The organism is Leifsonella bigeumensis, from assembly GCF_039537265.1.
Lineage (GTDB): Bacteria > Actinomycetota > Actinomycetes > Actinomycetales > Microbacteriaceae > Terrimesophilobacter > Terrimesophilobacter bigeumensis.
Window position 1 is genome coordinate 44,879 of record NZ_BAABAE010000003.1, and the last position, 13,092, is coordinate 57,970.

Here is a 13,092-nt window from a genome sequence, read left to right on the forward strand (position 1 = left end):
GCGAGGTAGTTGAAATCTGCCATGCTTTCGTGCGCCAATTTTTGGCAGAACCCCTCGGGCGTGAATCGCGAGACTGTGGCTTTTTGGCACTGCTGAGGGCGGTGGCTCAATTGGTAGAGCAGCGGTCTCCAAAACCGCAGGTTGCAGGTTCGAGTCCTGTCCGCCCTGCAGCTGGATACGGGCAACCGCTCGTGACAGCGCGAGCACGTCCGGTCACCTTGGCCGGCTGCGCACCATCCGGAAGGTAGTCACTGTGGCGAGAAGAGTGGTCGACGAGCCCAGCGAGGACATCGTCGCGAACGCCAGGATGGACCGTGCCCAGAAGCGCGGGCCGTTCGGGCGAATCAGGCTGTTCCTGCGCCAGGTGATGAACGAGCTCAAGAAGGTCATCACACCGACCCGCAAGGAGCTCATCAGCTACACGGGGGTCGTCCTGGTGTTCGTGGTCTTCATGATGGCGATCGTCTCGCTGCTCGACCTGCTGTTCGGAACAGGCGTCGGCTACGTCTTCGGTGACGGTCCGACCCAGTAGTACCTTCGCGCACCGGCGCGACTTTGCACGTGTGATCGGCCCGTCGGCCGGGTCACCGGAAATGGAATGAGAATCAGTGCCTGACAGAGAGTTCGAAGAGCTCGAGGACGTCGACCTCGCGACCGCGGCTGAGCAGTCCTCTGAGGAGGACGAGGCCCAGGAGGGCGACATCCTCGCCGAGGAGATCGCCTCGGTTGTTCCCGCCGAGGAGCGCGCCCTGCACATCGAGGGCGAGGGCGTCAGCACCGACGGCGCCAGCACCGACGGTGTCGATGTCGAGGCGGGACTCGAGGCGGCACTGGATGCCGTGCAGGCCGCCACCGAGTCGGAGTCCGACGCCGCGTCGACCGATTCGGATTCGACGAGTCCGGATGCCGGTGGTGCGGATGCCGAGGCCTCCGACGAGGACGCGGTCGACCCCTACGCGGACTTCCGCGCCGAGCTCAAGGCCAAGCCGGGCAAGTGGTACGTCATCCACTCCTACGCCGGGTTCGAGAAGCGCGTGAAGTCGAACATCGAGAACCGTCGCGTGAGCATGGCCATGGAGGACTACGTCTTCGAGGTGCAGGTGCCCATGGAGGACGTCGTCGAGATCAAGAACGGCCAGCGCAAGCTCGTGAACCGCGTGCGCATCCCGGGCTACGTGCTCGTGCGCATGGACCTCAACGAGGACAGCTGGTCGGTCGTGCGGCACACGCCGGGCGTCACCGGCTTCGTGGGCAACTCGCACAACCCGACCCCGCTGCGGTTCGAGGAGGCGTTCTCGATGCTGCAGAGCCTCGTGCAGATCGTCGAGGCTCCGACCAAGGGCGGCGGCGCGAAGGGCGGCAAGACCGCGGCGCGCACCATCCCGCAGGAGGTCGACTTCGAGGTCGGCGAGACCATCACGATCAAGGAGGGCTCGTTCGCGGGCCTGCCGGGTTCGATCAGCGAGATCAAGCCGGAGAGCGGCAAGCTCACCGTGCTCGTCTCGCTCTTCGAGCGCGAGACCCCCGTCGAGCTCTCGTTCGACCAGGTCACGAAGTTGTAGCGGTTCGGGTCAATGCTGCACAGCAGCGTTGATGCGAGCCGGCACAAGGTCGAGTAGCGGCGAAGCCGCGTATCGAGACCCCAGATAGAATTCAAGATCACCGCCCCGGAGATACCGGACGCGGGAGAGCTGGACGGACATCCGCCCGGTTCGACAGTAAAGGAAGAAAAATGGCACCCAAGAAGAAGGTGACGGGGCTCATCAAGCTCCAGATCCAGGCCGGCGCCGCCAACCCCGCACCGCCCATCGGGCCGGCGCTGGGCCAGCACGGCGTCAACATCATGGAGTTCTGCAAGGCGTACAACGCGGCGACCGAGTCGCAGCGCGGCAACGTCATCCCGGTCGAGATCACCGTGTACGAGGACCGCTCGTTCACGTTCATCCTCAAGACCCCGCCGGCCGCAGAGCTCATCAAGAAGGCCGCCGGAGTCCCGAAGGGTTCCGGAACGCCCCACACCGTCAAGGTCGGCAAGCTCTCGAAGGATGCCCTTCGCCAGATCGCCGAGACCAAGATGACCGACCTCAACGCGAACGACGTCGAGGCGGCCGAGAAGATCATCGCGGGCACCGCCCGTTCGATGGGGATCACGGTGGAGGCGTAATCATGGCGACCAAGTCAAAGGCATACCGCGCTGCTGCCGAGAAGATCGAGGCCGGCAGGTACTACACCCCGCGTGAGGCGGTGGGCATCGCCCGCTCGACCGGCTCGAGCAGGTTCGACTCCACTGTGGAGGTCGCGCTCAAGCTCGGCGTCGACCCGCGCAAGGCGGACCAGATGGTGCGCGGCACCGTCATCCTCCCGCACGGGACGGGCAAGACGGCTCGCGTCATCGTGTTCGCCACCGGGCCGGCCGCCGAGGCCGCGCTCGCTGCGGGCGCGGACGAGGTCGGCGGTTCCGAGCTCATCGAGAAGGTCGCCGGAGGTTACACGAACTTCGACGCCGCCGTCTCGACCCCGGAGCTCATGGGCCAGGTCGGTCGTCTCGGCAAGGTGCTCGGCCCCCGCGGCCTCATGCCCAACCCGAAGACCGGCACGGTCACGCCGGACCCGGCGAAGGCCGTCTCCGACATCAAGGGCGGAAAGATCGAGTTCCGCGTCGACAAGCACTCCAACGTGCACTTCATCGTGGGCAAGGCCTCCTTCACCGAGGACCAGCTCGCGGAGAACGCCAAGGCGGCACTCGACGAGATCGCGCGCGCGAAGCCGAGCTCCTCGAAGGGCCGCTACGTGCTGAAGGGGACGGTGTCGACGACGTTCGGCCCCGGCATCCCGCTCGACGTCACGGTTCTCTGACAGAAAGCTCTCTGACAGACAGTTTTCCAGCAGAGCACGAGCGAAGGGTCTCGCCTCCGGGCGGGGCCCTTCGTCGTCTCCCCGGCATCCGCCCACCGCTGTCGCGTGAACCAATTCGAAGGAGTAACACGCGTGTCGGGCCATTTAGGCTGTCACAGTCATGAAGAGCGGTGAATCTCCTTCGAATTCGTTCACACCGGAGCCGACCGTGCGCCGGGCGGGTGCGGCGGATGCCGCGGTGCTGCACGAGGTCGCCGCGACCACTTTTCCCCTCGCCTGCCCGCCGGACTCCAAGTCCGAAGACATCGAGGCGTTCATCGCCGCACACCTGACCGCGGACGCGTTCGCGCGCTACCTCGCCGACCCGGCCCGGACCCTCCTCATCGCCGAGTTCGCCGGCGAGCCGGCCGGCTACGCGATGCTCATCGCCGAGGAACCGCACGATCCGGATGTCATGGCAGCGGTCATCCGGCGTCCCACGGTGGAGCTCAGCAAGTTCTATGTCATGCCGGGACAGCACGGGCGCGGCGTAGCCCAGGTGCTCATGACGGCGACGGTCGGCGAGGCAGCCCACAGCGGTGCGGCGAGCCTCTGGCTCGGAGTCAACAACCAGAACGAGCGGGCGAACCGCTTCTATGAGAAGAGCGGGTTCGTCACGGTCGGCACCAAGCGGTTCCGCCTCGGCGAACGGTGGGAGAGCGACTTCGTCAGGGAGCTCGTGCTCGCCGATTCCTGAGTCGAGCCCCAGCTGCCAGACCCCAGCCGGCCTGACCCCCAGCCGTCTGGCCTCAGCCGACCTGACCCCAGCCGTCTGGCCTCAGTCGGCGACCCGCAGCACGATCTTGCCGCGCGTGTGGCCCTCCTCGAGCAGGCGGTGCGCATCCGCGGCCTCGTCGAGCGGGAACTCGCGGTCGACGTGCACCACGAGCTCGCCGGCGTCGATGAGTTCGGCGATCGCGGTGAGCGATGCCGTGTCGGAGAGCGCCTTGATGTCGGTCGCGCGCATGCCGGCGGCAGCGGCATCCGCCCGGAATTCGGGCCAGCTGCCGGTCGGGACGTTGATGAGCAGTCCGCCCGGGCGCATCGCCCTGAGCGAGCGTGTTCCCGTGTCGTCGTGCACATTGCCCACGAGGTCGACCACGAGGTCGAGGTCGCCGGTCTCCTCCTCGAAGCGGGTGGTGCGATAGTCGATCACCTCGTCGGCCCCGAGCTCCCGCAGCCAGTCGACATTGCGCTCGGATGCGGTGGCGACGACGTGCGCACCGGCTCGCTTCGCGAGCTGTACGGTGAAGTGCCCGACCCCTCCGGCCGCCGCATGGACGAGCACCCGCTGGCCCCGCTCGACCTGGCCGACCGTCACGATGCAGCCCCAGGCGGTGAGTGCTGCGCAGGGCACGGCTGCCGCCTGCGCCTCGGTGACGGTTCGCGGTGCACGGGCGATCGCCACGACCGGCACGGTGAGGTATTCCGCGTAGCTCCCGGAGAGCCGCGGCACCGAGACCATTCCGTAGACCGCGTCCCCCGGCTGGAACGGATGCGTGTCGAAGGCGGGTCGCACGATCGTGCCGCAGAAGTCGACCCCGAGGATCGCCGGATACTCGCGGATGAGCCCGGCAGCCCCTCGCCCGGCGCGCGTCTTCGCGTCGATCGGGTTCACCCCCGCCGCGCTCACCTTCACGAGTGCCTCGCCGATGGCGGGCACGGGCAGGGGGAAGTCTGTCGGGACGAGGACCTCAGGTCCTCCGATCGTGTTCATTGCGACTGCGTGCATCTGGTCCATCACACCACCGTAGTCGCAGGCCATAGCATGGTGTTGTGACCGACAACCTGCCGGCTGCCGGTCGCCGGAGCCTCGACGCCCACCTCGCCCTCCTCGGCTGTGCGCTCGTCGCCGCAGCGCTCGTCATCATCTGGGGCGCCAGACTCACCGTGCCCCGCGTCATGTACGTGAGCGAGCTCGGGGCGACGGGGGAGCCGACGGCGGAGTGGTTCCGGGCGGCACTGCTGCTCATCGTCGTGGGCGGGAGCCTCATCGCGTGGGCCGGCCGCCGCATCCGCACGATCGCGCCGCTGCTGCGGGCCTGGGCGCCCGCGATCTCGCTGTGGGTCGGATGCGCGTTCTTCCTCGTCGCCTCCCAGGTGACCTGCACGGCGCGCTGCCCCCTGCCCTACGGCCCGAGCTTCACCTGGCAGGATTTCATCCACACCTCGGTCGCCGTTCTCGCGTTCGCCGCGGCCTGCTGGGCCATGCTGCAGTGCTCGTTCGCGGTCGGTCATCGGGCGCTGCGGCGCTTCTCGCTCGCGAGCGGGATCGCGGTGGCGGCCGTCGCCGGTACCGGCGGCATCCTCTCGCTCGCGCGCTTCGGCACGGATGTCGGCAGCGTGCTGGAGCTCGTCGCGACGACGATCGCGCTCGCCTGGCTCGGTGTGCTCGGGGGTTCCCTCGTCGCCGTCGGGTCAGCCGCGCAGCAGTTCGAGGAGGCGGTCGGCGAGCCCGATGAGCTGGTGGATCTCGTTGTCGTCCCGGTCGACCCACCGCACGCGCGGCTCGGCTTCGACCGGCACGAAGTCGCGATGCTGCTCCCAGACGACGAGCGTGCGTTCGGCACCTAGCACGTACTGCTGCCACCAGACCTGCCGCAGGTAGCTGCGCGGGATGCTGCGCCACGGCTTCGCGGTCGTCTTGATCTCGGCGAGTTCGATGGCTCCCTCCCGCAACCGGATGCCGTCGGGCGTTGCGAGGTGCGCGTCGTTGTGCTCGGCGTGGTACAGGTCGATGCTCGGGTCGATCCCGTAGACGGAGCGCACCCAGCGGGCGATCTCCGGCTCGCGCGCTCGGCCGTGGTCCGTGTAGGCGTTGCCGGTGAAGCTGCTGCCGTTGACCTTCTCGAAGGCGACGGCCTGGAGCGCGCGTTCGCTCGAGAGGCGGGCGACATCCGTGGCCGTGACGCCGCGCCGTCGGGCACGCAGCCAGGCGACCCGGTCGGTGGACCGCGCGACGATGCGAGCGCGATGGTCCGGGACGGGGTCTCCCCAGAGGGCCGGCTGCACGCTCACCCGATCATTCTCTCCCCTGCTACCGTCCCCGGCACGCCTCGCGCGGGTGTTTTCTTCTCGCGCGGGTCGAACTCATCCCGCGCGAGAAGAAAACACCCGCGCATCCTGGGTCGATCGTGTCGACAGCCAGAAACCCCCGGATGCCGCCGAGTCGGGGTCTGAAGTGACAGACTAGGGGAGCCCCCGCACCCGAAGGACCCGACGTGAGAATTGCGACCATGGGGAAGCTGCTGCCCGCGATGGGCGTGCTGCTCCTCACCCTGCTGTGCGGGGTCGCGGTCTCCCCCGCCCTCGCCGCCGATCAGCCGAAGACGCCGCAGCAGGTGGCCGACTACTTCGCCGATGGGCTCATCCCGCGGCTCATCGACCTGTACGGGTCCGGCGACGGGGTCACCAAGGGGATCGACTTCGACGCGACGACGACGGTGGGTCCGATCTCCCGCGTACTCGAATGGACGCCCGACTTCCTGGCCGGCAGGCAGACCGAGGTGCCGACGGTGCTCACCAACAACTGGGTCGCGTCGGTGAGCGTGCGCGGCGCGGTCCTCGGGCTCGCGACCGTGTGGATCAACCCCGCACTGGATGCCCCGGAACTCGCGGCCTTCGACCCGCCCGAACTCGCCCGCGCGCTTGCTGCCGCCCCGGCGGAGTCGCTGCTCGTGCACGACCCGGCCCGCAAGGCCTGGTTCGCGATCGACGGGGACGTGTTGACGCCGCTCGTGCCCGGTACTTCGGGAGCGACCGAGGCGACGACCCCGGATGCCTACCAGCACACCATCTCGGATGCCGCGATCGGCGATAACGCGGCGGGTTCCGCGCCGCCCGGCGTCGCGATCGCCGCTCTCGTCCTCGGAATCGTGGTCGTCGGTCTCGCGGTGTTCGTCCTGCTGCCGGTGCGGAGGCGGTCGAAGGCCGCCGACGATGACGAGTTTGACGAGGACGTCGACCTCCCAACCCCATGACACCGTTCTTCGGCCCTGACGAGTTTGCACGGAACGAGCCCGATCCCGTAGTCTTGACGAAGCCAAAGACCGCTGGTTCGGTGTGCCTGCAAGGGGATGCCGCGAAGGATCGCAGAAGCGAACGCCCGCGCAGGTGTGTGAAGTAGACATCCGGATACCGGAATCCCTGCTCCGTGCGCATGCGCCGGAGCATTCTTTTTTGCCTGAACTCGTCGACCTGAACCCAGTTCGAGCGGTCTCCAACAATAAGGAGTGCCATGGCGGACAAGGAAGCATCGGTCGCCGAGCTCACGGACAAGTTCCGGAACTCGAACGCCGCCCTGCTCACCGAGTATCGCGGACTCACGGTCGCCCAGCTCAAGCAGTTGCGCGGGTCGATCGCCGAGCACGCAACCTACGCCGTGGTGAAGAACACGCTCACCAAGATCGCAGCCAATGCGGCAGGAATCAGCTCGTTTGACGACGAACTGGCCGGCCCATCCGCGATCGCGTTCGTCCACGGAGACACTGTCGCCGTGGCGAAAGCACTGCGCGACTTCGCCAAGGCGAATCCTCTGCTCGTCATCAAGGGAGGTTACTTCGACGGTAACCCCCTGAGTGCAGCAGAGGTGACGAAACTGGCCGACCTCGAGAGCCGGGAGGTGCTGCTGGCGAAGCTGGCCGGCGCCTTCAAGCAGTCGCTGTTCGGTGCGGCCTACCTCTTCAACGCACCGCTGTCGAAGACCGTCCGTACGGTCGACGCTCTGCGCGCGAAGCAGGAAGCCTAAACAGCCCCTCCGTCGGCACCGTCCGACGGGTCAGATCGACAACGTACCAACGTACAAACAAGGAGAAAGAAATGGCCAAGCTGACCACAGACCAGCTGCTCGATGCGTTCAAGGAGCTCACCCTCATCGAGCTCAGCGAGTTCGTCAAGAAGTTCGAGGAGACCTTCGAGGTCACCGCCGCAGCCCCGGTTGCTGCTGCTGCTGCCGCCCCGGCCGCCGGTGGCGCCGGAGCCGGTGCCGCTGAGGAGGAGGAGAAGGACACCTTCGACGTCGTCCTCGACGCCGCGGGCGAGAAGAAGATCCAGGTCATCAAGGAGGTCCGCGCCCTGACCAGCCTGGGTCTCGGCGAGGCGAAGGCTCTCGTCGACGGCGCGCCGAGCACCGTTCTCGAGGGCGTCAACAAGGAGACCGCCGACAAGGCGAAGGCCCAGCTCGAAGAGGCCGGCGCCACCGTCACCCTCAAGTAGTCCGCCACCACGGCGACGCATGAAGCGGCGCGGGACACACCTTAACCACGAGGCATGTCCCGCGCCTTTGCCGTCTCAGCCGGGAAACTCGGGATCAGGGACGAGCATCCCGACTGTTGTTCACCAGGACGCCCGACGGCGAAGCATCCCTGGCTCTTGGTGGGGCAGCGCGGCTCACAATTCGGGTTGCGTGAACCGCCTGGTTCGGACACCCGGGCCGCACGGAGGATAACCTCCGGGTCGCGCCCGTGCCCTCCATACAACCACAGCCGTGTTCGGAATGCAGGATGAGGGCGGGTTAGTAGGGGGTGATTTCCAGGTACAGCCCCAACTCCCGTACCCGGCGCACCGCTTCCTTGCGATTGGTCGCCGCGAGCTTGCGGTAGATGCTGCGCACGTGGGTCTTCACCGTGTTGGTGGAGATGAACAGTTCGGCGGCGATCTCGCTGAGCGTCTTGTCGAGGTAGAGGTGCTGGGCGACATCCAGTTCGCGATCGCTGAGCGGCTCGATCGAGGTGCCGCTCATCCCACCGAGCCCCGCCCTCAGCTCCTCGAGCACCGAGTGGACGTGCTCGGGCTGGTTGCGATCGGTCGCGCGGCCCAGCATCCGCTGCATCGTCATCGCCGGGACGAGTGTGAACGGCGTGCGCATGCGGGTCCTGCTCACGAACAGGAGTGCCCGATCGAAGGCGATGTCGGCGATCACCTCGTTGCCGAGGTCGTAGTTCGCGGCCGCTTTCAGCAGAAGCACGTCGATCATGGTCCTGCTCGAGTGGCTCTCGCCGAGGCGCTCGCAGTCCTGCAGGGCGGCGAGGCATCCGGCGCTGTCCCCGGACTTGAAGCGGATGCCCGCGATGAAGCGCGCGGGGCAGTTCGCGTGGTTCTGGGTGGGGGTGAGGCTCGAGATGATCTGCTCAGCGGCAGTCAACTCGCCGAGGTGCATGAGCAGGGTGCCCCGCATTCCCTCGCACTGGATGCGCACGGCCGCCGGCCCCTCCCAGGAGCGGATGAGCTGCTGCGCGTGGTGGACGTGGTCGAGCCCCTCGATATACCGTCCGTTGATGATGGAGATGGCCGCGGTCGCGTAGAGGGCTAGTGGCTCCCAGTCGGTGCGTTCGGTAATCGTTCGCACCCTCTTCGCGAGTGCCTCGGCATCCTGCAGATGGTTGCGTTCGACCGCGACGAGCAGTTCGGCGATGCGGGCGAGCGCGCCGAACCGGCTCTCGACGACCTGCGGATCACCGGCCTCTCTCATGCGGGCGACGAAGTCCTCGACGCAGTCGAAGTCGCCGGAGGTGTATTTGAGGAAGCCCAACCCGGCGAGGCATTCGATGAGCTCCGGCTCCGCCAGGTGGGGATCGCTCAGGCCGTGCGCGAGGCGCAACCAGCCGCTCGCGGCCTCGTAGTCGCCGAGATGGATGGCGATCATCCCCTGTTGGAGCGCCGTGACGGCCTGGACCGCCACGCGCTTGGCCGGGGTCAGTGTCACATCGCGCTCGAGCACCTCCCAGGCGGAGTCGGCGAGCTCCCGCGCGGACTCGAGCCGGCCCAGCGAGCGCAGGGCCGCGGCATGGTGCGCTCGGAGCGTCGCCACCGTGTGGACAGAGGCGCCGTCCTGCGCATCCAGGAGTGCCTGGGCGGTATGGAAATAGGGGAGCGCTGCCGAGCGGCTCGGCGAACCGACCGAACGATAGCTCGCACCGATCGCGGTCAGGATGCGTGGGTCGGTGTTCCAGTTGTCGAAGGGGAGGCCCTCGATGAGCTCGCGCAACTCACGACCCCGGGAGCTCGTCAGGTGAGGCCATTGATCGGCGATGTGTTCGACGGCGGCATGGTGGTCACCGGTCTCGAGTGCGCGCGCGACGGCATCCGTCAGCTCTTCGACGCTCCCTGACCACTGCACGATTCACCCCGTCGCCATATCGGATGAGCCCCGTCACGAATCCGGGGGCTATGGCTCGGGCCCGCCCAGGTGCCGTGAGAATGCCCGCACGTGCCGGCAGACGGCACTGTCCAGGGCCCACAGTGAGGATACTTGCAACGGTCAGCCGTGTCCACCATAATGAGGACGCACCGCCCCCAGTATCTCTGGCAGTCCCCCGAACTCCCGAGAAGCCGTGTACCCCGATTTCGAATCGCTCTAGACAGTCTTACCCTCTGGCTAGCCTTCGGAGCATGGTGCCGGGGCAGGATGCAAGGATCAGACGGCGACGGCGTCGCCAGCGGAGTCATCCGCGGGTGGCGCCGTCGTGCTGGTTCGCACGGCGAAAGCGACCGGCATCGTGATCCGGTTGTCGATCGGCTCCTCCGCGTGGCCCGAGAGGCGGTCGAGGACGACGTTGGCGGCCATGGCGCCCTGGCGCGCAGGGAACTGTTCGAGGGTCGTGAGCCCGAACATGGGGGACAGGTCGTGGCCGTCGATGCCGACGATCGAGAGCTGCGACGGCACCTGGATCCCGAGTTGGCGTGCTGCGATGATGACGCCGATCGCTATCTCATCGCATCCGGCGACGATCGCGGTAGGACGCAGGCGTGGGTCCGCCAGCACCTGAAGCGCCATCGTGTACCCGCCGGGGATGCTGAACGGGACCGCCCGGAAGCTGCCGAAGCGCTCGAGCGCACTGTCGGCAAGAGCGAGCCGGAAGCCGGCCAGGCGCTGCGCGTGAACGCGAAAGTCCATCTGCTCCTCCTGGTCTCCGCCCAGGTGCATGATCCTTCGGTGCCCGAGGCTGATGAGGTGGGTGGTCGCCAGGCGTGCGGCCTCGACATCGTCGATGTTGAGGGTCGGGATGCCGTCGATGGCCCCCCCGAGTCCGACGATCGGCTTGCCGAGGGAGCGGAGCTGGTCGACCTCGTGCGCGGTCAGCTCGATGCCGACGGCGATCACGGCATCCACACGCTTGCGCACGAGGAAGTAGTCGAAGATGCGCCGTCGCTGTTCGGCGTCCGAGCTCAGCCGGTACAGGGTCAGATCGTATCCGGCGCCGATGAGGGTGGACTCGATCCCGTCGAGCACTTCGGCGAAGAACCAGCGGTTGACGTAGGGGATCACGACCCCGACGTTCCGGGTCTGCCCGGTGACGAGGCTCGCGGCATTGGAGGAGACGACATAGCCGATATCGGTCGCCGCCTGCACGACCCGCTCACGCGTGGCGTCGGAGACGTAGCCGCGGCCGCTGAGCGCACGGCTCGCGGTCGACTTCGAGACGCCTGCGATGCGGGCCACATCGGCGATCGCACTCATCGTCGACACCTCCTCGGACCCTGCACGCACAGCATAGCCAGCATCCCGGCGATATGGAACCGGTTCCATATTTTTCGAACCCCGGAAACACCGCGAACATCGAATCATCGTGTCCGGGGCGCAACTCACGTGATGCAAACGTTAGCAATTCGGGGTGATCAAGCGCTTGCAGTCGTCACGGCGGGTGCAATAGCTTGGATCATGGAACCGGTTCCCGAAGGCGGGCACTGAACCACTGGCGGGACGGGTTTCGGCACACACCGACCCGTCGGGCTCTATTCCTCCGGCGGAATGACCTCACTGAGGAGGGAAGTACATGAGTTCCACCCTGCATAGACGTTTCACGGCACCATTGGCGATCCTGGCCGCATCGAGCCTCGCGCTCGTCGGCTGCGCCGGCGGTGGCACGGGCGATGAAAGTCACGGACCCGGCGATGCCGGCAACGCCGACGGCGTCGTCACCATCTACGGGACGATCTCCGACACCGAAGCGGAACTTCTCCAGCAGTCCTGGGCGGACTGGGAGAAGGACAACAACATCGAGATCAAGTACGAGGCCAGCAAGGAGTTCGAGACGCAGATCAGCATCCGGGCCCAGGGCGGCAACGCACCCGACATCGCGATCTTCCCGCAGCCCGGACTCCTCGGAGACCTTGCGAGCCGCGACCTCATCCAGCCTGCCCCCGATGGGGTGAAGGCGAACGTGGAGAAGTACTGGTCGACGGACTGGGCAAACTACGCGACGACCGACGACGTGCTCTACGGCGCCCCGCTCATGGCGAGCGTCAAGGGCTTCATCTGGTACTCCCCGAAGAAGTTCGCCGACAACGGCTGGGAGGTCCCCACCACCTGGCAGGGGCTCCTCGACCTGACCAAGAAGATCCAGGAGTCGACCGGCGAGCCGCCGTGGTGCGCCGGCTTCGGCTCTGACGCGGCCACCGGATGGCCGGGAACCGACTGGATCGAGGACCTCGTCCTGCGCCAGGCCGGCCCGGAGACCTACGACAAGTGGGTCAGCCATGAGGTTCCGTTCTCCGACCCGGCGATCAAGGGCGCGTTCGACTCGCTCGGCGAGATCCTGCTGAACCCGGATTACGTGAACGCCGGCTTCGGCGACGTCAAGTCGATCAACGCGACACCGTTCGGCGACGTGGCCCGCGCGATGGGCAACGGAACCTGCACGCTCACCCACCAGGCGTCGTTCTTCGACGGGTTCCTCCAGGATCCGGACAACGGCAACGTCAAGGTGGGCCCGGATGCCGACATCTGGGCCTTCATGACCCCGTCCGTCGAGGCCGGTGGCAATGCGGTCACCGGTGGTGGCGAGATCGTCGCGGCGTTCTCGAACGACGCGGACACGGTCAAGGTGCAGGAGTACCTGTCGAGCCCGGAGTGGGCGAACAGCCGGGTGAGCCTCGGTGGCGTCATCAGCGCCAACAACGGCCTCGACCCGGCCAACGCGTCGAGCCCGATCCTGCAGGAAGCGATCAAGATCCTCCAGGACCCGAACACGACGTTCCGCTTCGACGGCTCGGACCTCATGCCGGGTGTCGTGGGCGCGGGATCGTTCTGGACCGGGATGGTCGACTGGATCAACGGCAAGTCGGTGGATGAGGTTCTCACCACCATCGACGGCTCCTGGCCGTCCAGCTAGGTTGCACCGTGGTGGGGCCGGCGGCGACGTCGGCCCCACTACCCTGGCTCGCGCGACGCTGATACGCTCGCGGAGCACAAGGCGC

13 protein-coding genes, 1 tRNA gene and 1 pseudogene are annotated in these 13,092 nt (G+C 67.1%); 11 read left to right on the forward strand and 4 right to left on the reverse strand.

The window, feature by feature from the left end:
* Positions 1-95 precede the first annotated feature (95 nt).
* The 6 genes from ABD678_RS05280 (at position 96) to ABD678_RS05305 (ending at position 3,592) form a co-directional block, all read left to right on the forward strand.
* A tRNA-Trp gene (locus ABD678_RS05280) sits at positions 96-168 on the forward strand.
* A gap of 85 nt (positions 169-253) precedes the next feature.
* Entirely contained in the window at positions 254-532 is a 279-nt protein-coding gene (gene secE / locus ABD678_RS05285; protein ID WP_344754469.1) for a preprotein translocase subunit SecE, read from the forward strand.
* Between the two features lie 76 nt (positions 533-608).
* Positions 609-1,562 carry a transcription termination/antitermination protein NusG gene (nusG, locus tag ABD678_RS05290; RefSeq protein WP_344754471.1) on the forward strand — a complete coding sequence of 318 codons (954 nt, stop codon included), beginning with the start codon at positions 609-611 and terminating at the stop codon, positions 1,560-1,562.
* 170 nt (positions 1,563-1,732) lie between these two features.
* A complete protein-coding gene (gene rplK, locus ABD678_RS05295) occupies positions 1,733-2,164 on the forward strand; it encodes a 50S ribosomal protein L11 (protein ID WP_344754473.1) in 432 nt (143 codons plus the stop codon).
* Between the two features lie 2 nt (positions 2,165-2,166).
* Entirely contained in the window at positions 2,167-2,856 is a 690-nt protein-coding gene (gene rplA / locus ABD678_RS05300) for a 50S ribosomal protein L1 (RefSeq protein ID WP_344754475.1), read from the forward strand.
* Between the two features lie 160 nt (positions 2,857-3,016).
* Positions 3,017-3,592 (forward strand): GNAT family N-acetyltransferase, encoded by a 576-nt coding sequence (locus ABD678_RS05305; RefSeq protein ID WP_344754477.1) that lies wholly within the window; start codon positions 3,017-3,019, stop codon positions 3,590-3,592.
* Positions 3,593-3,673: 81 nt separating this feature from the next.
* Here the strand turns inward: ABD678_RS05305 and ABD678_RS05310 are convergent, their stop codons facing one another.
* On the reverse strand, positions 3,674-4,612 hold the full coding sequence (locus ABD678_RS05310) for an NADP-dependent oxidoreductase (protein ID WP_344754479.1): 939 nt from the start codon (positions 4,610-4,612) through the stop codon (positions 3,674-3,676).
* Between the two features lie 59 nt (positions 4,613-4,671).
* Between ABD678_RS05310 and ABD678_RS05315 the strand changes: the two are divergent.
* A pseudogene (locus ABD678_RS05315) lies at positions 4,672-5,280 on the forward strand (DUF998 domain-containing protein); the annotation flags it as partial.
* 33 nt (positions 5,281-5,313) lie between these two features.
* Here the strand turns inward: ABD678_RS05315 and ABD678_RS05320 are convergent.
* Positions 5,314-5,913: a YqaJ viral recombinase family protein gene (locus tag ABD678_RS05320; RefSeq protein ID WP_344754481.1), complete on the reverse strand. Its 600-nt coding sequence runs from the start codon at positions 5,911-5,913 to the stop codon at positions 5,314-5,316.
* A gap of 218 nt (positions 5,914-6,131) precedes the next feature.
* Between ABD678_RS05320 and ABD678_RS05325 the strand changes: the two genes are divergently transcribed.
* The 3 genes from ABD678_RS05325 (at position 6,132) to rplL (ending at position 8,109) form a co-directional block, all read left to right on the forward strand.
* Positions 6,132-6,875 (forward strand): hypothetical protein, encoded by a 744-nt coding sequence (locus ABD678_RS05325; protein WP_344754483.1) that lies wholly within the window; start codon positions 6,132-6,134, stop codon positions 6,873-6,875.
* Between the two features lie 257 nt (positions 6,876-7,132).
* Positions 7,133-7,642, forward strand: a complete 510-nt coding sequence (gene rplJ, locus ABD678_RS05330; RefSeq protein WP_344754485.1) for a 50S ribosomal protein L10 — start codon at positions 7,133-7,135, stop codon at positions 7,640-7,642.
* Between the two features lie 71 nt (positions 7,643-7,713).
* On the forward strand, positions 7,714-8,109 hold the full coding sequence (gene rplL, locus ABD678_RS05335) for a 50S ribosomal protein L7/L12 (protein ID WP_344754487.1): 396 nt from the start codon (positions 7,714-7,716) through the stop codon (positions 8,107-8,109).
* Between the two features lie 298 nt (positions 8,110-8,407).
* Here rplL and ABD678_RS05340 read toward each other — a convergent pair whose 3' ends face one another.
* Positions 8,408-10,012 carry a helix-turn-helix transcriptional regulator gene (locus ABD678_RS05340; RefSeq protein ID WP_344754489.1) on the reverse strand — a complete coding sequence of 535 codons (1,605 nt, stop codon included), beginning with the start codon at positions 10,010-10,012 and terminating at the stop codon, positions 8,408-8,410.
* Between the two features lie 297 nt (positions 10,013-10,309).
* Complete coding sequence (locus ABD678_RS05345; protein ID WP_344754491.1) at positions 10,310-11,353, reverse strand: LacI family DNA-binding transcriptional regulator; 1,044 nt, start codon at positions 11,351-11,353, stop codon at positions 10,310-10,312.
* A gap of 316 nt (positions 11,354-11,669) precedes the next feature.
* Here ABD678_RS05345 and ABD678_RS05350 point away from each other — a divergent pair, with 316 nt between their 5' ends.
* Positions 11,670-13,007: an ABC transporter substrate-binding protein gene (locus ABD678_RS05350; RefSeq protein ID WP_344754493.1), complete on the forward strand. Its 1,338-nt coding sequence runs from the start codon at positions 11,670-11,672 to the stop codon at positions 13,005-13,007.
* The last annotated feature ends 85 nt before the right edge of the window (positions 13,008-13,092 follow it).